Below are 25,850 nucleotides of genomic sequence, written 5' to 3'. Positions count from 1 at the left end.
TCTCGGTGGTGCTACTCGGCCTCGACCAGCCGCAGCGCGAGTTCGGGGCAGACCTTGACCGCCTTCATCGCACCTTCCTTCAGCCAGGTCGGCACAGGGGTGGACGGGAAGGCGGGGTAACCGTTGCCGTCGAGCCGGATGAAGTCCGGTACGACGTGGGCGCACAGCCCGTGCCCGTCACAGCGGGACCAGTCCAGGGTGAGCTTGCGGGGGTTGGCGTCGGGCGCGCCGGGCAGCCCCATCACGCCCTTGACCCGCTTGCCGCACCCCTCGCCGGTGGTGTGTTGCCGCAGGTCGTCGGCGAACACCTCCATCGCGGAGAGCGCGAAGCGGGACGTGCCGTCGGGGTGGCTGCACGCGCCCCGGCCCTTCACGTCACCGGCGGCGGCCCGGACCACCTCCACCGGGGCGCTGCCGGAGACCGCCAGGTCGACGGCGCGGGCCAGGTCGGGCAGGCCGCGCTTGCACGGCCCGCACTGGCCGGCGGACTCCCCGGCGAGGTAGCGGACCACCTGGGCGGCCTCGCCGAGCGGGCAGGTGTCCCGGCCGAGCGGGATGATGATGCCGGCACCGAGGGTGCCGCCGACGCTGGTGAGGCTCTTGCGGGTGATCTCGGCCCGCTGCGCCGCCTCCCAGGTGATCCACCGGCCGTGGTAGCCGCCCATCAGGATGCCCGGCCCCTCCGGCACCTCGCACAGGTCGAGGATGTCCCGCAGCGGGGTGCCGGCGGCGCATTCCACCACGGCGGCGCGTTTGGCCTGGCCGGTCACGGTGAGCAGCACGGTGCCCGGCTCGTCGTCGGTGCCGAGCGCGGCGTACTCGTACGGGCCGAGCCGGGCCGCGATGGCCACCTGGGCGTACGTCTCGGCGTTGGACAGCAGGGTGGGCAGGTTGCGTACGCCCGAGTCGCTGGACCGTTTCTTGGTGCCGGGCGGGATGTGCGGCAGTCCGTTGATCCCGTTGACCAGCGCGCCGCCCTCGCCGGAGATGAACCGGTGCGGCACGGTGACGATGGTGGTGGGCACCGGCATCCGGCGTTCGGCGAGGGCCTCGGTGAGCGATTCCCGGCCGATCAGGTCGTCGGCGACGCAGAGCACGATCTCCTCGGCGTCCAGCGCGTACGCGGCCAGGGCGGCGCCGTCGAGGATGAGGTGCGGGGCCCGGGTGAGCAGCACCTTGTCCTTCCAGCTCGCCGGTTCCCCCTCGGTGGCGTTGACCACCACCACGGCGGGCAGGTCCTGCCGTTCGCAGGACTCCAGCACCGCCTTGAACTTGCGGTAGAACGGGAAACCCGCCCCGCCCTTGCCCTTGAGCTGGATGGCTTCGGCCAGCCGGAGCAGGTTGGCCGGTTCCATCGGGCCGATCGGCCCGTGCTCCATCTCGTGTGCCATCAGGTCGAGCCGGCCGAACTCGGCGAAGCCGGCGGTCAGCCGGGGCTCGCCGATGCAGGCGACCGGTGGGACCTTCGTGCGCATCACTTGGCCTCACCGCGCAGCCCGGCCCAGTACGCCCCGTCGACGGCGTCCGCGTTGGCCTTGCCCTTGCGCCGGCTGCGGCTGTCGCCGGTGGCCTTGCGGGCCCGCCGGGACGCCAGGTCGACCAGGGTCGGGGTGTCGTCGACGGGGATGTCGTCGGCGACGTAGCGGGCCGGCGGACGCCAGTAGTCCGGCTCCTCCGGCACGTCCGCCTCGACGCTGTGCCGGCCGGAGCCGCTGCGCGGGGCGGCGGAGATCGGCTCGGCCGAGACGGGCCGGTCGGACCCCTCCCACCGGCGCGGGCTGTCCCACGGCTCCTCCGGCTCCTCGGTGCGCCGCCGGGGCGGGGCCGAGTAGCGGGCGGCCAGGTCGTCGTCGTCCCGTCGGGCCCGGCGGCCGGTGGAGACGGGGGCGATGTCCTCCTCGTAGCGGGAGCGGCGGCCACCGGACACCGGGGCGACGTCCTCGTCGTAGCGGGAGCGCCGGCCGCCGGAGACGGGGGCCACGTCCTCGTCGCGGTCGCGGCGGCGGCTGCCGGACACCGGAGCGACGTCCTCCTCGTAGCGGGAACGCCGGGCACCGGACACCGGGGCCACGTCCTCCTCGTACCGGGAGCGGCGACCACCGGACACCGGCGCGACGTCCTCCTCGTAGCGGGAACGCCGGGCACCGGAGACGGGGGCGGCGTCCTCGTCGCGGCGGCGGGGCCGCTCGTCGCGGTCGTCCCGCTCGGCGGTCCGGCGGCGCGCGGCCGGTTCCAGGTCGCGCTCGCGGCGGGGGGCCGGCGCGGTCTCCTGGGTGGTACGGCCCCGGCCGCCCCGCACGGGTTCGCGCAGGGTGCCCGGTTCGGGGACGACCGGGACGGTGAACCGCTCGGGGTCCCGACGCCGGGCGCTGCCGGTCGGCGCGTTCCAGGACGGGGCGAGGGCGGTCTCGGCCCAACTGCTCCGGCTCTCCCTCTCCTCCTCCTTCTTGCGGCCGAGCCCGGTGAGCAGCGTCCGGCCCTTACCCTCGTCGACGCCCTTGCCCGTCATGGCCTTGTTCAGCGCGACGGCCTGCTGCTGCTCGCGGCTGCGCTTGCCGAGGTAGACCGACATCCGCACCAGCAGCGCCACCACGACCAGCAGGACGCAGGCCAGGTAGCTGAGCACCACCCAGGACTTGGCGGCCCGGCCGGCGTTGAGGCCGTGGAACAGGGCGAACGGCCAGGAGAGGTACGCCAGGGAGTGCAGGCTGCGCCAGAACCACTTGGGTCCGACGCCGGCGAAGCGGACCCGGACGATGCCGGTCCACAGCACGCTCACCATGAGGAAGGCGGCCACCGTGCCGAGCCCGACGTAGAGCCCGCTGCCACCGATGAACGGCACCACGGCGTCGGTGGGTCCGGCCCGACCGATGGCGATCTTGGTGATGACGTGGAAGACCAGGCCGACGACGCCGAGGATGCCGGTGGCCCGGTGCGCGGACTGCAGGAGCACCCGGTGGCGGATCATGAGGACCAGCCGGTCGGTGGCGAGCAGGCCCATCATCACGGTGAGGCTGAGCGACACCAGGGCGACCACCCCGGCGAAGAACTCGGTGAAGAAGAAGCCGTACGCGTACATCGCCGTGCCGTTGCCGGTCATCTCGACCCCGGCCCAGAACAGCCCCAGCGCGGACGCCACCATCAGCGCCATCGTGCCCTTCGACATTGTCCGGACACCACGGCTGCTGGTGGAGGTCCGGACGGTCGCCGCCTTCTCGTTCTGCTTTGCCCGGGCCATCTGCTCCTCGATCGTCTAACGGCGGCGCCACCACCGGCCGACCCTGCTCCCACCTCCAGTACGGACCTCCGACGCGTACGGATCAGTGCCGCCGCCGAAAATTCTCGGCGGATCGTCGAACCACCCCGGTCCGGGACGCGTGTAAGGCTCGGCGTACGACGTCCCGGCGGGTGGACGGCCGGGGATGGGGAGCCTGTCGGGACGATTCGCGCCGGGTGGAGCTACCTACCCCTTAGAGTGTTTTCGTGGCTTTTGACCGGATGATCGAACGGTGGGGGCGGGGGCCGCTCGTCGCCGTCGTCGGCGTACCGGCGCTGCTGGTGCTGGCCCTGCTCGTCGGTGCGGCGCTGCGCTACGACGCACCCACCCCGACCCGTCGGGCGGCGACCCCGCCACCGACCGTGGCCGTCCCGCACGAGGACGAGACCGTGCCGCCCGCCGCACCGGCCCCACCCGGGCTGCCCGTGATCGACTACGACCCGGCCCCCGCCGGTTTCCCGGCCGACCCGCACCCGCTCGACGTCACCCCGTTGACCGAGGGCGTCACCCCGACCCGCAACATCGCCGCGTACGACGCACCGGGCGGACGCCCCCGCGCCCTGCTCGCCCCCACCATCAGCGGGGTTGAGCTGACCATGCCGGTGGTGCAGCGGCGCACCGGCTGGACGGCGGTCCTGCTGCCCTCGGCGAGCCGTCGACTGGCCTGGCTGCCCGAGGGGGGCTGGAGTCCGGTCGTCCTGCGGGACCAGATCGTGGTGCAGCGGCGCACCCACCAGCTCACCTGGTACCGGCACGGCCAACCGGTGCACACCTGGCCGGTCAGCCTCGGCCAGGCCGGCCAGGAGACCCCCCTCGGCCGCACCTTCATCCTCGGCACCACGCCACCTCCCGAACCGGTCTACGGCGGGGTGGACGTCTTCGCCCTCGGCGCGGTCCCCGACGACCCGGAGGCGGTGCCCACCGGGCTGCGGGGCGCGCACATCGGCCTGCACACCTGGCAGGACGACGACACCCTCGGCGAGGACGTCACCAACGGCTGCATCCGGCTGACCCGCACCGCCCAGCAGACCCTCCTCGACGAGGTACGCCCCGGCACCGAACTGGTCGTCGTCGACGCCCTGACCACCTCCTGAGCCGGCCGCCACCGCCACCCGGCCCCGGCGGGGCTCAGTCGCCGAGCAGCCAGCCGTTCTGTTCGGCGAGCCGGACGGCGGTGGCCCGGTTACGGGCGCCGGTCTTGCCGATCGCCGCCGACAGGTGGTTGCGGACCGTGCCCTCGGACAGGTGCAGCGCCGCCGCCAGATCGGCCACCGTGCCACCGCCCCGGGCCGCCCGCAGCACCGCCGTCTCCCGTTCGGTCAACGGGCTCGTCCCCGCCGCGAGGGTCTCCGCCGCCAGCGCCGGGTCGACCACCCGCAGCCCGGCGTGCACCCGGCGGACCGCGTCGGCGAGCTGCCGGGCCGGGGTGTCCTTGACCACGAAGCCGCCCGCCCCGGCCTCCATCGCCCGCCGCAGGTAGCCGGGCCGACCGAAGGTGGTGACCACCAGCACCCGGCAACCGGGCAGCGCGGCCCGCAGCGCGGCGGTCGCGGCGATCCCGTCCAGCCCCGGCATCTCCACGTCGAGCAGCGCCACGTCCGGGCCGGTGCGGCGGGCCGCGTCCACCACCTCGTCACCCCGACCCACCTCGGCCACCACGTCGAGATCCGGTTCGAGGGACAGCAGCGCGGCGAGCGCGCCCCGGACCAACGCCTGGTCGTCGGCGAGCAGCAGCCGGATCGGGTCGCTCACCGCCGCTCCACCGGCACGGTGACCCGCAGCAGGAAGCCGGTGCCGTCCGGCCGCCGGCCGACCGTCACGGTGCCGTCGAGCCGCCGGCCGCGTTCCCGCAGGCCGAGCAGCCCGTGCCCGCCGTCGCCGGCCGGCTGCGGCCCGGCCGGCCCGCGCCCGTCGTCGGCGATCTCCACCCGGTCCGGGTGGACCCGGATCACACACCGCCGCGCGCCGCTGTGCCGCACCACGTTGGTCACTCCCTCCCGGACCGCCCAGCCGAACAGTTCCTCCCGCGCCGCCGGCAGCGTCGGCAGGTCGTCCGGCAGGTCACCGACGATGCCCGCCGCCGCCAGCGCCGTCCGGGCGCCGGCCAACTCGCCACTCAGGCTGATCTCCCGGTACGCCCCGACGGTACGCCGTACGTCGGCCAGCGCCTGCCGGGCCAGCCGCTCGACGTCGGCGATCTCGGTGCCGGCACGGGCCGGGTCCAGCTCCAGCAGCCGCCCGGCCAGCTCCGCCTTGACGGCCACCACGGTCAGCGAGTGCCCGAGAATGTCGTGCAGGTCGCGGGCGGTGCGGGCGCGTTCCTCGGCGACCGCGAGCCGGCGGATCTCGGCCTGGGCGGCCCGCAGTTCGCCGTTGCGCTGCGCCAGCCGGCTCACCCCGAACATGGCGAACGAGGCGAGCAGCACCGCGAAGACGACGGTGCTCTCCGCCTCCCAGCCGGGCACCAGCGCGGCGGCGACCGGTGGGGCCACCGCGCACAGCACGACCACCACCAGGGCGTCCACCGGGGGCAGCAGGAACACCGCCGCCGCCGCGACGAAGACCAGGGTGGTCAGCCAGTCCCCCGCGGTGCCGGGGATACCGGCCAGGCCGAGCCCGAGCAGCAGCCCCACGGACGCCCGCGCCCGGCCGACCGGGATCGGCCGGTGCGCCTGGCGCAGGCCACGCGCCCACTGGAAGATCAGCACGTAGAGCACGCCGAAGACGACCAGGGTGCCCACCCCCACCGCCCGCCGCCAGGGTTGTGCCTGGTGCACGGCGGTGAACAGCGGGATGTTGAGGAAGAACAGCCAGACCCCGGCGAGCAGCCAGCCGGTGATCCGCCAGCGGCGGGTCACCGGCGACGGCCGGTCGAACGGAAGGTCCATCGGATCCACGCTAGTCTCCGCCGGCCGGTGTCCGGGCCCGCCGGTGCCGGGCCACGGCTCAGACCCGCTGGGTGTCGCGGCGGAACAGCCGGGCCGCGCCGAGGGCGAAGCCCGCCGTCCAGCCGAGCACGTTGACGAGCACCCCGACGGTCACCGGGTCACCGGTCAGCGGGGCACGGGCCAGTTGACCCACCCCCCACACGGGGGTGAACTGGGCGATCCGCTGCATCACGTCGGGCAGCATCTCCACCGGCAGGAACAGGCCGCCGAACATGGCGAGCAGGGCGAGCACCGGCCCCATGAACTGCATGACGTTCTCGGCCGGGCCGAGGTAGCCGATGAGCAGCCCCAGCGCGGCGAAGACCAGCGAGCCGAGCCAGGCCGCCGCCCCGGACAGCAACCAGACGGACACCGGCAGCCGGACCCCGGCGGCGGCCCCGACCGCGAACTCGATCACCACCGCGACCAGCCCGAGCACCATCGCGGTGGCGACCTTCGTGGCGACGTACGCGGCCGGGTGCAGCGGGGTGAGCCGGAGCTGACGGCTCCAGCCCAGGGCACGTTCCGTGGCGACCGCCGCGCCCGCGCTGGTGGTGGCGACCATCGCACCGTAGACGGCGAGGCTGACCATGATCCAGGCGAGCACCTGCCGGCCGTTGGGCAGTGTCTCGCCCCGCTGCGGCAGCCCGAACAGCAGGAAGAACACCGCCGGCATGACCATGGTGAACAGCAGGGTCCGGCGGTTGCGCAGCACCCGGCGCATCTCGATCAGCAGCACCGCCGGGGAGAACCCGCCGAGGGCCGGCGGCCGGCGGTCCGCGGTGGGGGTGGTCAGGGCGGAGGTGGTCATCTCAGGCTCCAACGGTCGCGGTGGGGGTGACTTCGGGCAGGACGGCTTCGGTGGCGGTCAGGGCCAGGAAGGCGTCCTCCAGGTTGCGGGAGGTGATCTCCAGGTCCCGGGCCGCGGTGCGGGTGAGCAGGTGCCGGGCGACGGCGTCCGAGTCGCCGGTACGGATCAGCACGGCGTCGCCGCGTACCTCGACGGCCTCCACGCCGGGGAGCGCGGCCAGGCCGGACTGGTCGGCGTCGGGCAGGGTGGCCCGGACGATCCGGCCGGCGGCCAGGTTCTTGATCTCGGCGGTGGTGCCGTCGGCGACCACCCGGCCCTGCCGGACCAGCACGATCCGGTCGGCGTACGCGTCGGCCTCGTCGAGGTAGTGGGTGGCGAAGATGACGGTGCGGCCGGACCGGGCGTCGGCCCGGATCGCCTGCCAGAAGTCGCGTCGCCCCTCGACGTCCATGCCGGTGGTCGGCTCGTCGAGGACCATCACCTCCGGGTCGGAGAGCAGGGCCAGCGCGAACCGCAGCCGCTGCTGCTGGCCCCCGGAGCACTTCCCGACGAGCCGGTCGGCCAGGTCGGCGATCCCGGCCCGGGTCAGCACCTCGGTGACCGGCCGGGTCCGGCCGAAGAAGGACGCGGTCATCCGTACCGTCTCGGCGACGGTGAGATCCTTGAGCAGGCCGCCGCTCTGCATGACGGCGGCGACCCGGCCGTGGCGGACGGCCTCGGCGGGGGTGCCGCCCAGCAGCCGGACCTCCCCGGCGTCGGGGCGGGCCAGGCCGAGCAGCATGTCGATCGTGGTGGTCTTGCCGGCCCCGTTGGGGCCGAGGAACGCCACCACCTCGCCCGGGTGGATGGTCAGGTCGAGCCCGTCGACGGCGGTCACCGGCCCGAAGCTCTTCCGCAGGCCGCTCAACTCGACGGCCGGACACTCACTTCTCATGCCACCGAGCGTGCGTCCGCCGGGCCGCCCCTCCCCGGCCCGCCCGTCACCTTCCACCCGTGACAAATGTCAGCGGTGTCGCACCCGGTGTCCGTTCCGCGCGGGAGTCGTATGCCTGCTGGGCATATTTATGACTGACAGGAATAGCGGTCCCCAGCGACCTGTGTCCGCCGGCCCACGCCCACTCCCGCCGACAGGCAGGCCCCCGGCGCGGGGCATCGGGCCGTGGAAGGTGGGTATGCCGCCGCGGTCGGGGCGAGGTCGGGGAGGACGGCATGGGGAACGCGTCGGACGGGCGGGTCGACACGGTGGTGCTCGTGCACGGGCTGTGGATGACACCACGCAGTTGGGAAGGCTGGGCCGAGCGGTACGCGGCACGCGGGTTCCGGGTGCTCGCCCCCGCCTGGCCGGGCTTCGACCGGGAGGTGACCGCGCTGCGCGCCGACCCAGGGACGATCGCCGGCACCACCCTGCGCCAGATCATCGACCACTACGCGGCGGTGATCCGTGAGCTGCCCGGCGCACCGATCGTGATCGGCCACTCGTTCGGCGGGCTGGTCGCCCAGGTGCTTGCCGACCGGGGGCTCGGCGCGGCCGTCGTGGCGGTCGCGTCCGCCCCGGTCAAGGGGGTGCTCCGGCTGCCGATCAGCACGCTGCGGGCGTCGTACCCGGTGCTGCGCAGCCCGGTCAACCGGCACCGGGGGGTGCAGATCAGCCCGGACGAGTTCCGGTACGCCTTCGGCAACACCCTCCAGCCGGACGACTCCGACCGGGCCTGGCGGCGCTACGCCGTCCCGGCCGCCGGGCACGTGCTGTTCGAGGGGGCGTTCGCCAACCTCGACCCGCACTCCGCCGCGACCGTCGACACCGGCCGCGACGACCGCCCGCCGCTGCTGCTGATCGCCGGTGGCGAGGACCACGTGGCCCCGCCGTCACTGGTGAAGGCGAACGCCGGGCTCTACCAGAAGTCCCGGGCGGTCACCGCGTACCACGAGTTCCCCGGCCGCTCCCACTTCACGGTGGGTGAGCCCGGCTGGGAGGCGGTCGCCGACTACGCCCTGGACTGGGCGGTACGCATGGCGCAGGCGCCGGCGACGGCGGGCGGCCCGTCCCGCCGCTGAGCCGGGGCCGCCCCGGCGGACGAGCTACACGAGCGTAGGCCGAGCCTGACTGACCGTTCGACCGTGCCGGCCTACCCGCCGGGCAGCCCGGCACGCACCGTCACCGCCGACAACCGCTCGCTGTCGTGGTCGGGCCGGTCAGCGAACACTTTTCCGGGAACGTCAGTCCCAGGTCTCGCTGATGTCGAGGATCTCCATTCCCGGGGGCAGCGCCGGCGTCAGGGCCTTCGGATCCCGGGTGACCAGATAGCAGCGGTAGAGGACAGCGGTGGTGACGGCGTGCGCGGCGTCCAATGAAACCTGCGCACGCGCCGCCAGCCGCGCCACCCGCCGGCTCGTGGCGGCGTCGTAGACGGCCACCTGAATGTCACGTTCCTCGGTGAACAGCAGGTCGAGCAGGGCGGCGGAGGCGGTACCCGCCAGTTCGAGCTGCGCCTGCCCGAGGCAGAGCGCGGGCACCCACAGCTGCTGCTCCGGGTCCTCCTCGGCGAGGGTGAGCATGGCACCGGGCTCGACACTGGTTCCCGAGGCGTAAGCGAGCAGCGCAGAGGTGTCGAGGACCAGGCCGTTCACGCCGCGGCGCTGCCGTCCTCGTCGAACTGGCGGAGCCATTCGAGATTCCGGGCATGCTGCTCGTCACTGATCGGCGGCAGAGCTGCCAGACGACTCCTCGTCGACTCCACGTCGTCGTCGGTGACGACGTAACCGAGCTGCGCCCAGCGCGCCCGGAGGTCGTCCGCCCGCATCTTCCGACGGAGGACTCCCGCGATGAAACCGGACGTGTTGCCCTGGGTGCGTTCGACGTAGGCGGCCACGTCGTCGGGCAAGCTGATCGTGATACGGCGAGTCATACTCTCAGCATAACTGCTGCATACTGACGATCGGCCCATCACGTCATTACGCGCCGTCACCGCCGGGGGTGCTGCTGTGCGGGCCACCCCACGTGAACCCCGCCGGAGATGTCGCGCGCCTGCACCACCGGGCCGGTGACCTGGCCGGACACCGTGTTGGTCACCGCGTCGGCCCGTACGGTCGTCTGGTGGAAGGTCGCCCAGCGGCGGCGTAGCTCCTGGTCGAAGTCGGGATCACGGTCGGCGGCATCGACAAGTGCCCGGCGCACCGCGACGGTCCGGTCGTCGCCCCCGCCAGACGCGGGCTCGGCGGCGAGCGCGGCCCGCAGCGTGCGGTGCTCTGCCGCCTTCCGGCGGACGAGGCGCATCACCGACGCGAGGGCTTCCCGTGCCGCGTCGGTGAGGCCCTCGACCGGCACCGGTCACCGATCGCCCAAGCGCCGCCACAGAAAGCGCACCGTCAACGCCGACAGGAACGCCCGCTGCTCGTTGTTGCTCGCCGCCCCGTGCCCGCCCTCGACGTTCTCGTAGTACGACACGTCGTAGCCGTACTCGCCCAGCAGCGCGGCCATCTTGCGGGCGTGCGCCGGGTGCACCCGGTCGTCGCGGGTCGAGGTGACGAACAGGACCGGCGGGTACGTCACCCCGGGCCGCACGTTGTGGTACGGCGAGTACCCCCGCAGGAACGCCCAGTCGGCCGGGTCGTCCGGGTCGCCGTACTCGGCCGTCCAGGAGGCCCCGGCGAGCAGCAGGTGGTAGCGCCGCATGTCCAGCAACGGCACGTGCGCCACCACCGCCCCGACCAGCGCCGGATAGCGGGTCAGCATCGCCCCCATCAGCAGCCCGCCGTTGCTGCCGCCCTCGATGCCGAGCTGTCCCGGGGTGGTGATCCCCCGGGTCACCAGGTCGGTGGCCACGGCGGCGAAGTCCTCGTACGCCCGGGGGCGGTTCTCGCGCAGCGCCGCCCGGTGCCAGCGCGGCCCGTACTCGCCGCCGCCCCGGATGTTCGCCACCACGTAGGTGCCGCCCCGGGCCAGCCAGCCCCGGCCGAGCACCCCGTCGTAGTGCGGCGTCAGCGAGATCTCGTAGCCGCCGTACCCGGTGAGCAGGGTGGGCCCGGCGGACGCCGTCGGGTCGCCGACCACCGAGTAGGGCACCCGGGTCCCGTCGGCCGAGGTGGCGAAGAACTGGCGCACGGTCAGCCCGGTGGCGTCGAAGTACGCCGGCTCCCGCTTCAGGGTCTCGACGGGGCCGCCGATGCGGCCCAGCCGCAGCGTCGCCGGCCGCAGATAGCCGGTGGAGGCGATCAGGTAGTCGTCGCCGAGGTCCGGGTCGGTGTCCACGATCCAGGTGTCGTCGTCGGCCGACACCCCGGCCAGCGGCGTCCGCCGCCAGCCCGACCCGCCGGAATCCCCCGGCCCGTCGGGGGTCAGCACCTCCAACCGCCGCCGTACGTCGACCAGGGTGGCCAGGATCAGGTGGTGCCGGGTCCAGACGTGGTAGCTCAGCGCGGTCCGCTCGTCGGGCTCGAACAGCACGGTGAGGTCGCGGCCCCCGGCGAGGAAGTCGTCGAACCGGGTCGCCAGCAGCGCCCCCGCCGGGTGGGTGACCCCGGCGACCTCCCACGGGGTACGCAACCGGACCAGCAGCCACTGCCGGTGCACGTCCCACTGGGCGTCCTCCGGCACCGGGACCGGGACCTTGTCGCCGTCGGGGGTCAGCAGGAAACTGCGGGTCCGGTAGAAGTCCAGGCTGCGGCCGACGAAGTCCCGTTCGTACCCGGGTGTCGGATCGTGCGAGGCGTACGCGGAGACGTCCCCGGCCTGCCCCTCGTAGACGATCTCGGCCTCGCTCACCGGGGTGCCCCGCCGCCACCGGCGGACCACCCTCGGGTAGCCGGAAACGGTCAGCGAGCCGGGGCCTAGGTCGGTGCCGACGTAGATCCGGTCGGCGTCGATCCAGGTGACGTCGCTCTTGGCCTCGGCGAGGGTGAACCCGTCGGGCACGAAGCCGCGCGTGTCGAGGTCGTACTCGCGGACCACCACCGCGTCCTTGCCGCCCCGCGACAGGCTGACCAGGCAGCGGCGGTGACCGGGCCGCAGCACCGTCACCCCGTCCCAGACCCAGTTCTCGTCCTCGGCGGCGGCCAGCGCGTCCAGGTCGAGCAGCACGTCCCAGGCCGGCTCGGGCCGCCGGTACTCCGCCGGCGTGGTACGCCGCCACAGCCCCCGGGGATGCGCCGCGTCCCGCCAGTAGTCGTAGTAGTACCCGTCGCCGCGCCAGCCCGGGTACGGGATGCGGTCGTCGGCGTCGAGCACCTGCCGGATCTCGGCCTGCACCTCGACGAACGCGTCGTCGCCGGTCAGCGCCGCGACGGTCGCCGCGTTGCGCTCCCGGACCCAGGCGGCGGCCGGCTCCGCGTCCAGCTCCTCCAACCAGCGGTACGGGTCGTCACCCTCATCGATCAGCGTCACCCCTTCCACTATTCCCGACCGGTCAACCCACGGAGTCCCTCGAGGATCTCCGCCCCGGCCCGCACCTGTGGGTCGAGACCGGCGACCAGGCCGCTGAGGTCCGTGAGCCCCGGCTCCTCCAGACGCCCCTGCACGAGCACGATCTGCTGGACGATCTCCTCGGTCCGCTCGGTGAGGATCTCCATCGCCCGGCCGATCATCGCGGTGCCGCACAGGTGGGCCAGGGCGACGAAGGACTCCCGGTATTCGTCGGCGGCGGTGTCCAGGTCCTCCAACCACCGCTGCCGTAGCTGGTGAAGCTCGGCCGAGCGCTTCCGGTTCCGGGCGAGATAGGTGTAGAGGACCCCGGCCACCACGGCGACACCTGCGGGGAGCACGGCCACCGCCGTCCCAGCACCGACCAGTGTCGCCAGCACGGTCAGGACCGGGGTGGAGAGACTGACCACCCCGGCAGCATGCTGCAGCCAGTCCTGCTGGGTCGGTCGGTAACGCGCGGAGGGGGTCACCGACAGGTCCGCGATGTCCAGTCGGGCGGTGTCCGGCCCCAGATTCGCACCCCGGGTGTCGTTCAACGCCAGCCGGACGGCACCCAGGACGTCGTCGGAGAACTCCTGGAACCGCTTCTCCCAAACCTGCTGCGGGCCCCGGGTGACCCACTCCTGGATCACCTGGGCCTTGCGCGCCTCCAGCCGGTTGACCGTCTCCTCGTCTGCCAGGTCGGCAGCGGCGATGTCGTCGGCCAGCTTCATCCGGAGTAGTTCGGCGAGCCCGTCGAATCGGCGGTCGGTGACCCGGACATGCTGGTTGAGCGCCACTTCGAGGCGCTCCCGGGTGACGCTGATGGCCGCCCTGAGCGTCTCCAGCCGAGCGTGCAGGCCGGCCAGCTCGGTGGACAGCTGATCCAGCGGGGTCCGCGCGTACTCCAAGATCTCGATGAGCATCCGCTGGTGTGAGAGCAGCAACCCGCGGGCTTCGACGGCCACGGCCGCGAGATGACTACGGCCGGTGTTGGCCTCGATGAGATTCCGCAGTGACCGGCGCAGCGTGTCCATCCGACTGGCGGCGATCAGCCCTCGGCCCTCGCCGACCTCGCCCCGGGTGAGGTGCCACCGCCCCTTCGCCTCCCAGGCGGGCGAGACGGCGACGAACCCCTCCCCCAGGAAGGTGTCGACCCCGCCGGCCGGTGGCGGGAAGTTCTCGGTGAGATAGGCGTTGTTCGCCGCGACGGCAGCCTTCCACTGAGGCTCCCCGTCGAAGTCCACCGAGGCCGCCCGGTCGATGCCGGTAAGTGCCCAGATCACCGGCCGACCCGTGCTCGCGTGCTGCCGGTACAGCCGGCCGATCAGTTCGGCCTCCTGCCGGGTCAGGGTGTGTGTGGCCTGGCTGACGTACACGAAGCAGTCGGCGTTCATCCACGCGTCGTTCGCGATCTGGTCGTGGACCGCGTACACCGAGTTCATGCCGGGTAGCTCGTAGAGCTTCGCGGGGAGCGCCGCGTCGGGAAGCAGGACCTCCACCTCGGCGACGGTGAGGCCGCGGTGGGCCGGTTCCCGGCCACGGACGACGGTGTGCGAATCCTGGGTGGTGTAGGCGGCCACCACCGCCGGAGCGGGTGACCAGCCGAGGTCCTCCCAGGCCGAACTCTCCACGAAGCGGACCCGGTAGAACGCCTCTCCCGGCCGACTGACCGTGCTGTCCGGACCGCCGACGGCCCCGGCCTCGACCGGTACGACCACCGCCGGGCAGGCGTTGACCGGTTGGGCGGCCGAATGGAGCAGGCCGAGGTACTGCTCGGCGGTCAGCCCGTCGCCGGCGGCGACCTGGAGGTGTTCGAGTCGCTCCTGGAGGCCCCCGATCAGAAAGCTCTTGCCCGAGGAGAACTGCCCCAGGAACGCCACGGTGAGCAGGTTCGACACGGCACGGGTCCGCAGAGCGCGCACGCCGTGCAGGCTCTCGGTCAGAGCCGAACGTCGACTGTCCTCGAAGTGGATGCCGGACCCGACGATCCCGTCAAGCCATCGTTCGGCCCGGTCCAACAGTTGCCGAAGCTCGGCCCGCAGCACCACAACCTCACCGGCTAGGCTCTCGCTCACCGGGGTCCGCCTTCGCGTCGGAACGCTGCCCTGATCACAGCCGGTACGCCTCCTCACCGTGTTGGGACAGGTCGAGACCGAGCTCCTCATCCGACGGCAGCACCCGGCCTCGCCCCACCAGCCGACCCAGCACGTAGGTCACCACGAAGGAGTAGCCGACCACCGCCAGGATGGTGATGGTCTGCAGCAGCAGTTGGGCGAAGCCCCCGCCGTAGAACAGACCGTCGGTACCGCCCGGGTTGACCTCCGACGAGGCGAACAGGCCGACCGCCAGTGACCCGATCACCCCACCGACCAGGTGCAGACCGACCACGTCGAGCGCGTCGTCCCACCGCCGGCTGCGGTTGAGCACGGCCAGACCGCAGCCGACCGCGGCGAGTGCCCCGACGGCGATGGATCCGACCGGGGTGACGTAGCCGGCGCACGGCGTGATCGCCACCAGGCCGGCCACGATGCCGGACGCAGCACCGAGGGTGGTGGTGTTGCCGAGCTTGATCCGCTCGATCAACGCCCACACCAGCATGGCGGACCCGGCGGCGATCGTGGTGTTGATGAACGCGTACGTGGCGATGCCGTCGGGACGCAGGGCGGACCCGGCGTTGAAACCGAGCCAACCGAACCAGAGCAGCGCGGTGCCCAGCAGCACGAAAGGCATGTTGTGCGGGCGGACGTCGTCACCCGGCGAGATCCGCCGCCTCCCGAGCACCAGGGCCATGGCCAGACCCGCCGCCCCGGCGTTGGCGTGTACGACGGTGCCACCGGCGAAGTCCAGCGCCCCCCGGTGTCCACCGATGGCGAGATTCTCCGCCCAGCCGAAGGGTGAGAACACCCAGTGTGCGACCGGCCCGTAGACCAGGATGGTCCAGAGCACGATGAACGGAATGAACGACGCCAACCGCCACCGGTCAGCCGTGGCACCCGTTATCAGAGCAGCAGTGATGATGGCGAACATCAGTTGGAAACTGACGAAGGCCAGCGGCGGGATGGTCATCGCATCGTCACCGGTGAACCCCGGCACCACCTCGTCCATCCGCGCGAGGCCGACGAAGTCGAACCCGCCGTGGAATCCGTTGCCTTCGCCGAACGCCAGGGAGTACGACACCAGCACCCAGGTGATGCCCACCAGCCCCATGGCCAGGAAACACTGCATCATCATGGCCAGCACGTGCTTGGCCCGCACCAGACCGCCGTAGAAGAGCGCCAGCGCAGGGGTCATCAACAGCACCAGAGCGGCACTGACCAACACCCAGGCTGTCGCACCAGGGTCTATCGAGGTGGGATCGAACTTCATGTCACCCTCACGGTTTCGAGCGGTTGGGATCGGCTGTGCAAGCGCATCCGGGTACGGGCGTGACTGACGTACGTCGTTCGCCCGGCTCAGGTCACGGACGCTGTTTCCGGTGTTCCTGATTCGGTAGAGGGCTGCTCCGGTGGAGGCGGTTCCGAGCCTGCCGAGGGCTGTCCGGCAGGCGGGCGGCCGTGGTCGAGACGTTGTCGGCAGCCGCTCCACGCGGACGGAGCCCGCGGCCCCGACCGGGTCCGCCAGCCGGCGTGAGACGCCGGTCGGACTCCCCCACCGACCACTCGAACCGGACGCCGTTGATGATGACCGGATGGTCCGGTAGGCAGTCGGCCCAGGTCAGGCGACTCGGATCGGCGCTCGGGTGGTAGCCGACACGAAGCACCGTCCCGGTCGGGGTCGCCGAACCCGACACCGATCCGCTGCCTTCGACGTTGAGAGTCTCCGGGCTGATCGTCATCTGCCGCCCGGCCAACCGGAGTTCCCCGATGGTGTGTCCGTCGACGAGCGAGGTCGCTCGCAGCGTGCCGAACAGCCGGGGACGATCCGCGTGTCGGCGACGGAGCACGACGGCCACCGCGATGATCCCCAGCAGTGCCAGAGCGAGCAGCCAGGGCACCGGGTCACCCCGCTCGGCGGTTCCACCGATCTGCTGCGGCGCCGCCTCCACACCAGGCTCGAAAGCGATGCCGAGGTCCCGCCGCAACACCTCGGTCCAGGGTGAGTCGACGCTCGCCCGCGCCGTCACCAGGGCGGTGAGATCGCGCCGGTCCAGTGGCATGACGCCGCGACCACCCGGGTCCCACCGGATCTCCACCGGAACCGACCGTTCCTGCCCCGGTGCCAGGGGCAGCGGATCTCCGCTCACCCGGATACGGACCCGCGGGTCGTCGACGGTGAGCTCCAGATCCTTCAGGACCAGGGGGACCTGCCGGGTGGTGGAGCGAACGGACAGGTCGACCCGGTTCGCGCCGGAGCCGAGCCGGTCCACGTCGGTCGGCCACTGGACGACCACCCCCCGAGCGGTGTCCGGGCCGACCAACGTGCGGGCCTTCGCCGCCCGGATGGCCTGCTTCGGCACCTCCAGCTCACGAGCCAGCACCCCGATCGAGGACACCGGCAACGTACGGGCATCGGGCAGGACCGTACGCAACGACTGGACACCCGCGTCGCCGCGCAGCGGAAACCCGTACGCCAGCACCTGCTCCTGCTTGAACGTGGCAGCCGTACGGGCCAGGGCCGTCCAACTGGCCCCCTCGGCGAAGGGATACGGGCTGTTCGGTGCCGGGTCGTGGGCGCCGTCGGTGAACATGACGATCGTCGCGACCGGCGCCGTCGACCGCCCCACCAGCCGTACCGCTGTCTCGACCGCGCGACCGATGTCGGTGTGGGTGCCATCGGCACGTGGCGGGAGACGGGCGAGAAGCTGATCCGGATTCCGGCCGGCGGGCCCGTGGAACCGGACCGAGGCGATCTCGTCGAAGGTGACCAGGGCCACCGTGTCGTTCGCGCTCAGCGCGGCGAGGAAGCCGCGTAGGCCGTCACGGACCGCCCGGTACCGATCAGCGCCCTGCTGCATCGATGCGGAGGTGTCGATGAGAACGACGTACTCGGCAGCGACCTCGTCGACACCCAGCGTCTGGTAGACCTCCTCACGGGACGAGGGCCCGGCCATCGCCGGTCCGGCGAAACCCCCTCCCAGCACCGCGACGACCACACCGAGCAGCACCACCGTCCGGGTCGCCCAACGAACCTCGCCATTCATCGCTCCGCCTCCTGCTCGATCCACCCCGTACGGTCCGGTCATTGCCGTCGCCTACGCCGGTACCGCCAGAGCCGTACCAACGGTCGCCCCTTCCCGGCCTGAACCAGCGCCCGGTTGACCGCGGTCGAGTGCAGGTGCAGCGGGCGACCGACCGAGGTCAGGTAGGCCCGGTAGTCGGTGGCCATCTGGTCACCGAGTGCGCCGGCGAGGATCGCCTCGTGGGCTGCCTGAACAGCGGGAACGACAGCCTGGTGGCCGGTGGCCAGGAGGCGGTGCAGCAGCCCTTCGACCACCGCGAAGAGTTGGGCCGGGTGCGCCGCGTCCGGCCAGCGGTGGATAGCCCACAGCACGTCCTCGGGCCGGCACCCGAGGTGGACGCCCTCCGCCCACAACTCGATGACCTCGTGCTCGTCAATGCCGTTCGCCACGGCACCGGTCAGCCGGTCCAGCAGCCGGCGCATGCGCAGCGGGGCCGACATCTGCAGCAGGAGTTGCTGCAGTAGCGCCGGTAACAGGCGCAACGTCTCCGGGGCCGCCTCGACCGCCGGCAACAGGGCGCTGGGAAGATCCTGGTAGATCTGCTCAGAGAGCAGCCGCTCGGTCAGCGCCACCGCCCGGGTGATGCCCTCCGACTTCGGCGGCGGGTTCGTCAACCCGTGGATGAGCCGCAGCACGACGACACGACGGCGCGGCGGCGCCAACCAGGCAGCGAGTTGGTTGCTGACCGCGAGGGCGTACTCCACGGGGTCGACCGGGCCGGCTGCGGCGGGCAGTTCCTCCCAGACCGCCAACAGCAGGTCGATCAGTGCCTCGGTCCGGGCCGGCTGGGTCGGCAGCCCGGCCAACGCCGCCACGCCCGCCCGCCGTACCGGACCGGGGTCGATCCGGGCGAGGTCCGGCCAAAGGCCGGGGAGCACCACCGGTATCGTCCCCGCGTCCCGGGCCACCGTCAGCACCGCGACGACCATCCGCTGCCCCCATTCGGCCAAGGCCACCACGTCGCCGGGGACCAACGGGACATCCGGCCGGCATGCCGCCGCGAACGGCGCGAGCCACTTGGGCGAGGGACCGGCCACGGTCAACCAGCGCAGCCAGGGAACGAAGCACACCGGTCCGGCGTCCACGGCCGCTGCCACGAGGTCGACGCAGAACGCCGGATTCGCGTGCAGCGCCCCACGTAGGCCGGACTCGTCGACCGGCACGGGCAGCCCGGCGAGGAACCGGGCCAGCCGGGCACGGTCCCCCGGGGAGGTGTCGGGGCTGGCCGCCTCGATGATTCCCTGCCAGAACCTGGCGGACTCGTGGTGCCGCTCGACGAGCACGGCGTACCGCTCGACCAGTTCGGTGGGAACGTCGCCGACAAGGCCGGTCAGCACCGGCACCGTCTCCGGGCACCACAACCGATCCAGCAGGACGAGATCCGCGTCGGTGGCCTCCACCGCGAGGCGACGGAGCAACTCTCCCCGTACCTCCGGCTCGAGCAGGGCCGACGGGGTCTCCTCCAGGGCCGTCCGGGCCTCGCCCGGGCCCGCGGATCCCTCGCGGTAGCGGACCATCGTGTGGTACGGACGGTCTTCCTCGTGGAGGTAGCGCAGCGCGATCGTCGCACCGTCCGCACCCGACGGCAACGGGGTGGATCTCCGCCAGAGACGGTCGACGACGCCACGGGTGCTCGTGCGCTGACGGAGCCTCAGCAACTGCGTAAGGTACGCCGGCGCGGGCCCGGACAGGGTGGACAGGTCTGGCTGCACCTGCCAACCGACCTGGTGTTGCCCCTCTTTCACCCGATCGGCGAACGCCAACCGGATCTGATGGGTATCCATGTTCGGTGTCCAGGTCCCGACGACCAGGTCGGCCCGGAAGCCGCGCGGGAGCAGCGCGGCGACCGCGTCCAGGCAGCGGATACGGTCGTCGAGTGCGGGGAACTCCTCCGCCGTGATCATGACGGGCATGTGCAGCAGGAGCGCAGCGAGGCTCGCGACCCACTCGAACCCCAGGCCGTCGATGTCCTCGGCCAGGTGGTCGAGATTCGCCGGGGGCAGCGCCGGTGCGAGGGAACAGCTGGCGGGCAGGGCCACGGCGACCACCGCCGCATACAGTTCCCGGTATCCGGGTGCGGTCTCGGTCCCGATGAACGGGATGTCGAAGTACCGGGTGGCCGCGATGGGTCGACCGGATCTGTCCCGCGCGCCGGTGGGTTCCCAGTCGACCAGCGAGATGCCCAGACGCTCCCGCGCGTCGAGGTGTCCCCCGCTGCCGGCGAACGTGACCCAGGGCAGGCCACCTGCTCCGGAGGCAGTGACCTGAGGCGCTCCGGGCAGTGACTGACGGATCAGTCGCCCCAGTTCCCTGCGCTCGCGTCCGCCGCTCGAATCGGCGATCACCGCGTAGTCGTCGAAGCGGTCGGGATGCTTGCTGTGCAACGCCCACCTCAGCGGCTGACCGGGCGCCGGATCGACGCTCATGATCACCACTTGCCGGTCCGGATTCGCCGTTCCAACGCGACCACAGGTTCCAGGATGTTGATCGGACGAACCCGGTCCCGGATACGAGGTTCGTTGTCGACCGTGACGACGTTGGCGTAGTCGCTGGGGTCGAAGGCACCGTGTTCGTCGAGCCGGAATCCGATCGCGGAACAGACGAAGTACGCCACCCGGTCGGCGAGGAAGTACTGCTCCAGCGCACGGCGGACCCGGTCCGCCCCGCTGCCTGCGGTCTGCTCGCAGAGCCAGCCGAAGAACTTGCTGGCGTCCCTGTCGGGAATGTAGGGCTGGTTGGTGACGGGGTGGGTGCTGGCCCAGTCGGACCTCAGAGCCGCGTTGAAGAGCGCCGGGTGGTCGAACTTGGTGACACAGACCGCGACGTGATGCGGCAGACGGTTCCTCACCAGCTTTCCGTCCCTGCGCAGACGGGTCATCAAATGTTCCAGGACACTCTGGAAGTAGCGGAAGTTGCCCTGCTCGTCCTCCTCCTTCGTGACGTCACGTACCGGGTCGAACAGGTACAGCAGGCCGTCGGCGTCGGCGAGCTTGCTGAGGACTGTCTCCTTGATCTCCTCGTCCTGCTTCCGGTCCAGCACGAACCACCCACCGGGCATGTCCTGCAGATCGAGGACGAACTCGATCTCCGACTGGTCGCCGGTCCGCCGGTCGCCCGGCAGGAGGCCCCACCCCCGGCGCTGCGCAGGTCGGGGCCGGGGCTCGCCGGCGATATACCAGCTCAACGGCATGCCGAGCTGCGAACTCTGCGGGAACCGCTTCTCGTGATCCAGAAGCTGGGTCATTTCGAGCAGGAATTCCGACGCTTCCTCGGTGGCGCCGTTGATGGTCCAGCTGCCGTTCTCGTCCGGCGCGCTCAGGACCGCCAGTGGCAGTGCAGCGAGGAAGGTCGTCTTCCCGCCGCCCGCCGCCCCCCAGATTCCGACCCGGACCGGCGGCTCCGACCTGGACGTCGACGCGATCGACCTGCTCGGCGGCCGGGACGTCGGCGATTCTCCGGGAGACCGGCGGCGAAAACGCAGCGCCATGTTCTCGGACTGGCGCGCGTCCGGCACCGCGGATGCGGGTTGCGCGACCGGGATCTGCTGTGCTTGCGGAGCAGCCGGGGCGGTGTGCTCCACCGAACCCCCAGGCTCGCCGGCTGCATCACCGCGTGCCTCCCTCCGGTCGCCCCGGGCCGAGGTGCGCGGTGGACCGGTCACCGTCTCGGGACCCGGATGTGTCCCCGAACCGTGGGGCGCGTCGTCATCGGACGTCGGTGACGGCGACCAGGCAGGCTGGTTCGGCAGCCGCCAGTCGAGTGGATCCAACGGCTGGGGGCGGGTCGGCGACACCGGTTCACGCGGGGGAAGACCGCTTCCCTGGACGTCGTCATCCTGCGGATCAGAGTGCATCGTCGCCTCCCTCGGTGAGCGTGCTGGGCATGCTGGGGCAGGGCCGCGCGAACGGTGGTAGGTCCGGTACAGACGGAGAGCCGAGCAGCGCGATCGCCCTTGCCAGGGAGCTCGGCGGCACGTCGTAGCCGTACCTCCCCTGCACGCCGAGTTCCCGCCAGGCGTCAGCCCGCCGTTCGATCGCACTGCGGATCCGACCGCGGTGCCGCCAGCCGGGAGGTTTCTGCACCACCACGATCGACACCCCGTCGTTACGGAGTTGGTCGGCGTAGTCCCGCCAGTCGAGCCGCTGGGGGCAGGGCAGAGCGGGGTCGAAAGGGTCCTGGGCCACCGGATAGGGGGGCTTGCCGCCGACGAACACGGCCACCCGCCGCGCCGTCGGCCGCCAGATCACCTTCGAGACCGCGACGAGGGCGTGTTCGACACCGGCCGCGACGTCGTCACGGTTCGGCAGGGCCTTCCAGAATCCCAGCTCCATCTGTGCGTCGGCAGCCGAATCGAACGCCTTCTCGACCAGGGGCACCTCGGCATCGCGCGGGTGCCGCACGTCGTGCTGCCCGTAACCCACGAGCACGACCCGCAGTGATCCCGGGGCCGGCTGACTTCCGGAGGACGCATCGGTCAGCTCACCGAGGACGGCACGGCCGAGCACGAGCCGCTCCGCCGCCTCCGCCCCGCTGATGTCGATGGCGAGTACCAGATCGGTCCGAGGGCTGCCGGCACCGACCGCGGCGAGCAGTTCGGGCCAGCCACGATGTTCGTCGCCGAACCGGTCGATGCTGAGCGTTCCGGAACTGCTCAACCGCATCGTGACCATGTCGGTACCACCCGCCGGCAGCTCAGCGGAGCCGATCCGGACCGGAAGCCACTCACGGACGTCCCGCTGACCTTCGCCGTGGCTGTCCTGGCAGAGCATCACCGGCAGGGCCAGCGGACCACGAATCCCGGGCGGCACCGCGACCGGCACCACGGCGACCGCTGGCGGCACCGTGCCCGACGGAAAGGCGAGCACCGGAACCAGCCGGCTCACACCGTCGGCATCGGCATCGGCGAGGACGAGGTGGTAGGGCCGGTCGAGCGGACGCGTACGGGACAGCCTGCGCACGGTTTCCTCGACGCCCACACCGCGCCAGACCGTCGCGGAACGGTTCCGGCAGTAGAGCTGCACCGTCCAGACGGTGAGCGCCCAGTCCGGTTCAGGCAGCACGAACAGCATCGAGCGACCGGCGAGCGACGTCATGGGAAGGTTGGTCCAGACCTCACGGGCCAGTGCCACCGGATCCACGTCACCCGGGCCGATCCCGCCCGCGACGTGGAATCGAAGCTGCGTGGCATCGCAGTCCACGCTCGTCAGCAGCTTGGCCCACGGCCACTGCTGCCGATCGCCGGCCGCGAACAGGCCCCCCTCGTCGGGAACCATCTCGACGATGTCTATACCGTCCGGCCCCAGTCCGAGCAGTGCGACGGTGCTGCCCGGTGCGGCGACCACCAGGCCGGGCCGCTGCGCGACGGCCGCCCCCGCGTCCCCGACCTCCGCACCGGCCCGCTCGGGTTCGTGGTCGTCGGGCGGGCCAGCCCGAAGAAGGTCGTGGTGCTCGCCCCCGGCGAGGAACCCCACCCCGAGGGCCCGGCGGGCCGCCAGCAGGTCCCAGCGGTGCCGCGCCGCCCCACGCAGCCTCGTGTCGTCGCGGCCGGAATCCCAGCCACACGTCGCGCAGCGGTTCTCCGCAGACCGTGGCCATCGGCAGACTTCACACCTGTCGGCGTCGAAGCCGTGCTCTCCCGTCATCGTCGACCCTTCAGCCCTGTCAGCCCGCCAATGCCGTCGCGAAAGCGGGGGACCATGTCATCACGCTTGTGCATGCGACCCACATCGGTAGGGCGTGTGTAGTTGTTTACCGGGTCAATACTCGATCGACCTCCGTTCGGTCGCGTGACTGCCGTTCTGACGAGTAACGCGGGTGCCCGATCGGCCAGGTGTGAGAGATGTTGTAGCGCACTTTCGTCCACTATGGCGCAACCAATTCAGTCGGCAATCAGACTGCTGGTAACGCTCGCCCCCATGAGGCGAAAGCGATCATCGCCGCGAGCGGCCCGCATTGTCCCCCGGCGGGACGCAAATGATCCGGGGCCTGCCGAAACACCTATCCCGACCGGCAGTGACCGCATCGGCCGGCGCAGGCGACGACCCACAAATGCCACGGTCGGCCGTAACGGAGAATTTACAAAGAATGGCAGGCGATCCTGGTATGGAAAGACCATCCAAGGGTAGGCGGGCACCATGAGGGCGAGTTTCCGGCTTGGCCGGATCGCGGGGGTACCCGTCGGGGTCAACTGGAGCGTCCTGGTCATCTTCGTGCTGATCGCGTGGGTGCTGTCGGCCAACCAGTTCCCCCGCTCGTACCCCGACCGGCCCGGTTGGGCGTACCTGCTGGCCGGGCTGGCGGCGGCGGTGGTCTTCTTCGTCGGCCTGCTGGCCCACGAGGTGTCGCACGCGGTGGTGGCGAAACGCAACGGCCTCCAGGTGGAGGGGATCACGCTGTGGCTGTTCGGCGGCGTCGCGGAGCTGCGCGGCGAGCCCTCCGACCCGGGCGCGGAGCTGCGTATCTCCGGGGTCGGCCCGCTGGTCAGCCTGATCCTCGGGGTGTTCTTCGGGGCGATCGCGGTGCTGCTGGCGCTGGCCGGGCAGGAGGGGCTGCTGCTCGGCTCGGTGTCCTGGCTGGCCGGGATCAACGTGCTGCTGGCGGTGTTCAACATCCTGCCGGCCGCCCCGCTCGACGGGGGCCGGCTGCTGCGCGCCGCCGTGTGGAAGGCCACCGGCGACCGGGCCAGGGCGTCGGTGGTGGCCGCCCGCGCCGGCTGGGTACTCGGCGTGCTGCTGATCGGCCTGGGCATCTGGCAGTTCCTGGCCGGGTACGGGCCGGGCGGGCTGTGGCTGGCGCTGATCGGCTGGTTCCTGATCGGCGCGGCCGGGATGGAGGAGCGCCAGGCCCGGCTGGGCAGCGCGCTGACCGGCGTCCGGGTCGGTGAGGTGATGACCCCGCAGCCGCAGACCGCATCGGCGGAGATGACCGTCGCCGACTTCGTCGACCACTACCTGTTCGCCTACCGGCACACGGCGCTGCCGTTGACCGAGGACGGCCGGCCCGTCGGCCTGGTCACCCTGGACCGGGTACGCGGCGTCCCGCCCGACCGGCGGGCCGCCACCACGCTGGCCGAGGTGGCCTGCCGGGCCGACGACCTGGTGCTGGCCCGGCCGGAGGAACAGCTCAACGACCTGCTCCCCCGGCTCAGCGAGTGCTCCGACGGCCGTGCCCTGGTGGTGACCGGCGACCAGCTCGTCGGCATCGTCTCCCCCAGCGACATCAGCCGCGCCGTCCAACGCAGCACCCTGCGCCCCCACCCCGCCGGCTGACGGCCGGGCAGGACCGCAACTGGGCCGATGTTGCGGTATCCGCAGCACGCGGACCCCGCAACATCGCCGACAACGGTGTCGATCAGGCAGTGCCGGCCCGCTCCACCGGGATCCACAGTTCGGCGTCGGCGTGGGTGCCACCGGCCGCGATGCGGACACTGGAGATCTCCGGACCCGGCCGGCTGCGGTAGGGGTTCGACGGGAACCACTGGGTGAACACGTCCCGCCACAGGTGCTGCACGGCCGCCGGGAACTCCCCGGAGGTCGCGAAGACCGCCCAGGCCCCCGCCGGCACGTCGAGCGCCTCCAGGTCGTCCGGCACGTCCGCGCCGGTCACCGCGCCGTACCAGTAGTCCAGCTCGACGCCCTCGGAGCGGTCCTCGCCGGGCAGGTCGCTGACGTTGACGATGCCCGCCGGCTCCTGGTCGGACAGGGCCTCGATCCGGGCCGTCGTCTCCGCCGGAATGCCCCTGACGAACGCCACGATCGCCGGGTTCATCCCCTCGTGCACCAGGGGCACCCGGGCGCGCCGACCCACCAGCCGGAACGCCGGCTTCTCCACCACCCGGTACCGCATGCTGCCGCTTCCTTCGACCACGAGCCGGAAGGACAACCGCTGCTGGGAGTGCAGTACGGCCCCCGTACGCCGCGCCTCACCCGGCCCGATGCCGTGCATCGCCCGGAACGCCCGGGTGAACGCCTCGGTCGAGCCGTATCCGTGGCGGACCGCGACGTCGAGCAACGTCCGCTCACCCGCCAGCACCTCGGCCGCCGCGACGGTGAGCCGCCGCCTGCGGACGTACTCCGACAGCGGCATTCCGGCCAGCGCCGAGAACATCCGCCGGAAGTGGTACTCCGAGGTGAGGGTGATCCGCGCCAGGTCGGCCACCTCGATCGGTCCGTCGAGGTGCCGTTCCACGTACGCCAGGGCCTCGTTCAGCCGGTCCAGCACCTGATCTCCTTCCGCGTGCCTGATCCACGCTAGGCAGC

The 25,850-nt window shown here is 72.0% G+C and carries 20 protein-coding genes; 3 read left to right on the top strand and 17 right to left on the bottom strand.

Annotated features, from left to right (window positions below):
- Positions 1-11: 11 nt before the first annotated feature.
- A complete protein-coding gene (locus H1A17_RS04320; RefSeq protein ID WP_145921189.1) occupies positions 12-1,478 on the bottom strand; it encodes an NADH-quinone oxidoreductase subunit NuoF family protein in 1,467 nt (488 codons plus the stop codon).
- Positions 1,475-3,238 carry a hypothetical protein gene (locus H1A17_RS04315; RefSeq protein ID WP_194821118.1) on the bottom strand — a complete coding sequence of 588 codons (1,764 nt, stop codon included), beginning with the start codon at positions 3,236-3,238 and terminating at the stop codon, positions 1,475-1,477. The genes H1A17_RS04320 and H1A17_RS04315 overlap by 4 nt, the downstream gene beginning before the upstream one ends.
- Before the next feature lie 245 nt (positions 3,239-3,483).
- On the opposite strand from H1A17_RS04315, the gene H1A17_RS04310 reads away from it, so the two are divergent.
- The gene (locus H1A17_RS04310) at positions 3,484-4,371 is read left to right on the top strand and encodes a L,D-transpeptidase (protein WP_240762341.1); all 888 of its coding nucleotides are present in this window, start codon (positions 3,484-3,486) and stop codon (positions 4,369-4,371) included.
- A gap of 34 nt (positions 4,372-4,405) precedes the next feature.
- Here H1A17_RS04310 and H1A17_RS04305 read toward each other — a convergent pair whose 3' ends face one another.
- The 4 genes from H1A17_RS04305 to H1A17_RS04290 are packed head-to-tail and all read right to left on the bottom strand — an operon-like array spanning position 4,406 to position 7,949.
- Entirely contained in the window at positions 4,406-5,029 is a 624-nt protein-coding gene (locus tag H1A17_RS04305) for a response regulator transcription factor (protein ID WP_088647048.1), read from the bottom strand.
- Positions 5,026-6,165, bottom strand: coding sequence for a sensor histidine kinase (locus tag H1A17_RS35275; protein WP_145921191.1), 1,140 nt, complete (start codon positions 6,163-6,165; stop codon positions 5,026-5,028). Before H1A17_RS35275 ends, H1A17_RS04305 begins: the two co-directional genes overlap by 4 nt.
- 58 nt (positions 6,166-6,223) lie before the next feature.
- Positions 6,224-7,015: an ABC transporter permease gene (locus tag H1A17_RS04295; protein WP_145921192.1), complete on the bottom strand. Its 792-nt coding sequence runs from the start codon at positions 7,013-7,015 to the stop codon at positions 6,224-6,226.
- A gap of 1 nt (position 7,016) precedes the next feature.
- Complete coding sequence (locus tag H1A17_RS04290; protein WP_145921193.1) at positions 7,017-7,949, bottom strand: ABC transporter ATP-binding protein; 933 nt, start codon at positions 7,947-7,949, stop codon at positions 7,017-7,019.
- A 275-nt stretch (positions 7,950-8,224) separates the two neighbouring features.
- On the opposite strand from H1A17_RS04290, the gene H1A17_RS04285 reads away from it, so the two are divergent.
- Positions 8,225-9,070, top strand: coding sequence for an alpha/beta hydrolase (locus tag H1A17_RS04285; RefSeq protein ID WP_194821117.1), 846 nt, complete (start codon positions 8,225-8,227; stop codon positions 9,068-9,070).
- Between the two features lie 162 nt (positions 9,071-9,232).
- Here H1A17_RS04285 and H1A17_RS04280 read toward each other — a convergent pair whose 3' ends face one another.
- The 10 genes from H1A17_RS04280 to H1A17_RS04235 form a co-directional block, all read right to left on the bottom strand.
- Positions 9,233-9,643 (bottom strand): hypothetical protein, encoded by a 411-nt coding sequence (locus H1A17_RS04280; protein WP_194821116.1) that lies wholly within the window; start codon positions 9,641-9,643, stop codon positions 9,233-9,235.
- Complete coding sequence (locus H1A17_RS04275) at positions 9,640-9,921, bottom strand: hypothetical protein (protein ID WP_145921196.1); 282 nt, start codon at positions 9,919-9,921, stop codon at positions 9,640-9,642. Before H1A17_RS04275 ends, H1A17_RS04280 begins: the two co-directional genes overlap by 4 nt.
- Positions 9,922-9,977: 56 nt before the next feature.
- Positions 9,978-10,340: a hypothetical protein gene (locus tag H1A17_RS04270; protein ID WP_194821115.1), complete on the bottom strand. Its 363-nt coding sequence runs from the start codon at positions 10,338-10,340 to the stop codon at positions 9,978-9,980.
- A 3-nt stretch (positions 10,341-10,343) separates the two neighbouring features.
- Positions 10,344-12,395, bottom strand: coding sequence for a prolyl oligopeptidase family serine peptidase (locus tag H1A17_RS04265; protein ID WP_309236695.1), 2,052 nt, complete (start codon positions 12,393-12,395; stop codon positions 10,344-10,346).
- An 8-nt stretch (positions 12,396-12,403) separates the two neighbouring features.
- Positions 12,404-14,488: a hypothetical protein gene (locus H1A17_RS04260; RefSeq protein WP_194821114.1), complete on the bottom strand. Its 2,085-nt coding sequence runs from the start codon at positions 14,486-14,488 to the stop codon at positions 12,404-12,406.
- A 34-nt stretch (positions 14,489-14,522) separates the two neighbouring features.
- Entirely contained in the window at positions 14,523-15,779 is a 1,257-nt protein-coding gene (locus H1A17_RS04255; protein ID WP_145921199.1) for an ammonium transporter, read from the bottom strand.
- A 91-nt stretch (positions 15,780-15,870) separates the two neighbouring features.
- Positions 15,871-17,553, bottom strand: a complete 1,683-nt coding sequence (locus H1A17_RS04250; protein ID WP_168222549.1) for a vWA domain-containing protein — start codon at positions 17,551-17,553, stop codon at positions 15,871-15,873.
- Between the two features lie 38 nt (positions 17,554-17,591).
- Positions 17,592-20,018 carry a hypothetical protein gene (locus H1A17_RS04245; protein ID WP_194821113.1) on the bottom strand — a complete coding sequence of 809 codons (2,427 nt, stop codon included), beginning with the start codon at positions 20,016-20,018 and terminating at the stop codon, positions 17,592-17,594.
- Between the two features lie 2 nt (positions 20,019-20,020).
- The gene (locus H1A17_RS04240; protein ID WP_194821112.1) at positions 20,021-21,445 is read right to left on the bottom strand and encodes a hypothetical protein; all 1,425 of its coding nucleotides are present in this window, start codon (positions 21,443-21,445) and stop codon (positions 20,021-20,023) included.
- Complete coding sequence (locus H1A17_RS04235) at positions 21,435-23,234, bottom strand: hypothetical protein (protein WP_145921203.1); 1,800 nt, start codon at positions 23,232-23,234, stop codon at positions 21,435-21,437. Before H1A17_RS04235 ends, H1A17_RS04240 begins: the two co-directional genes overlap by 11 nt.
- 492 nt (positions 23,235-23,726) lie before the next feature.
- Between H1A17_RS04235 and H1A17_RS04230 the strand changes: the two genes are divergently transcribed.
- Complete coding sequence (locus tag H1A17_RS04230) at positions 23,727-24,860, top strand: site-2 protease family protein (RefSeq protein WP_145921204.1); 1,134 nt, start codon at positions 23,727-23,729, stop codon at positions 24,858-24,860.
- 82 nt (positions 24,861-24,942) lie between these two features.
- Here the strand turns inward: H1A17_RS04230 and H1A17_RS04225 are convergent, their stop codons facing one another.
- A complete protein-coding gene (locus H1A17_RS04225; protein ID WP_145921205.1) occupies positions 24,943-25,812 on the bottom strand; it encodes an AraC family transcriptional regulator in 870 nt (289 codons plus the stop codon).
- Positions 25,813-25,850: the final 38 nt, after the last annotated feature.

It is taken from the genome of Micromonospora sp. S-DT3-3-22, from assembly GCF_015354745.1.
Classification (GTDB): domain Bacteria; phylum Actinomycetota; class Actinomycetes; order Mycobacteriales; family Micromonosporaceae; genus Micromonospora; species Micromonospora wenchangensis.
This window is presented reverse-complemented; position numbering and strand designations above follow the sequence as displayed.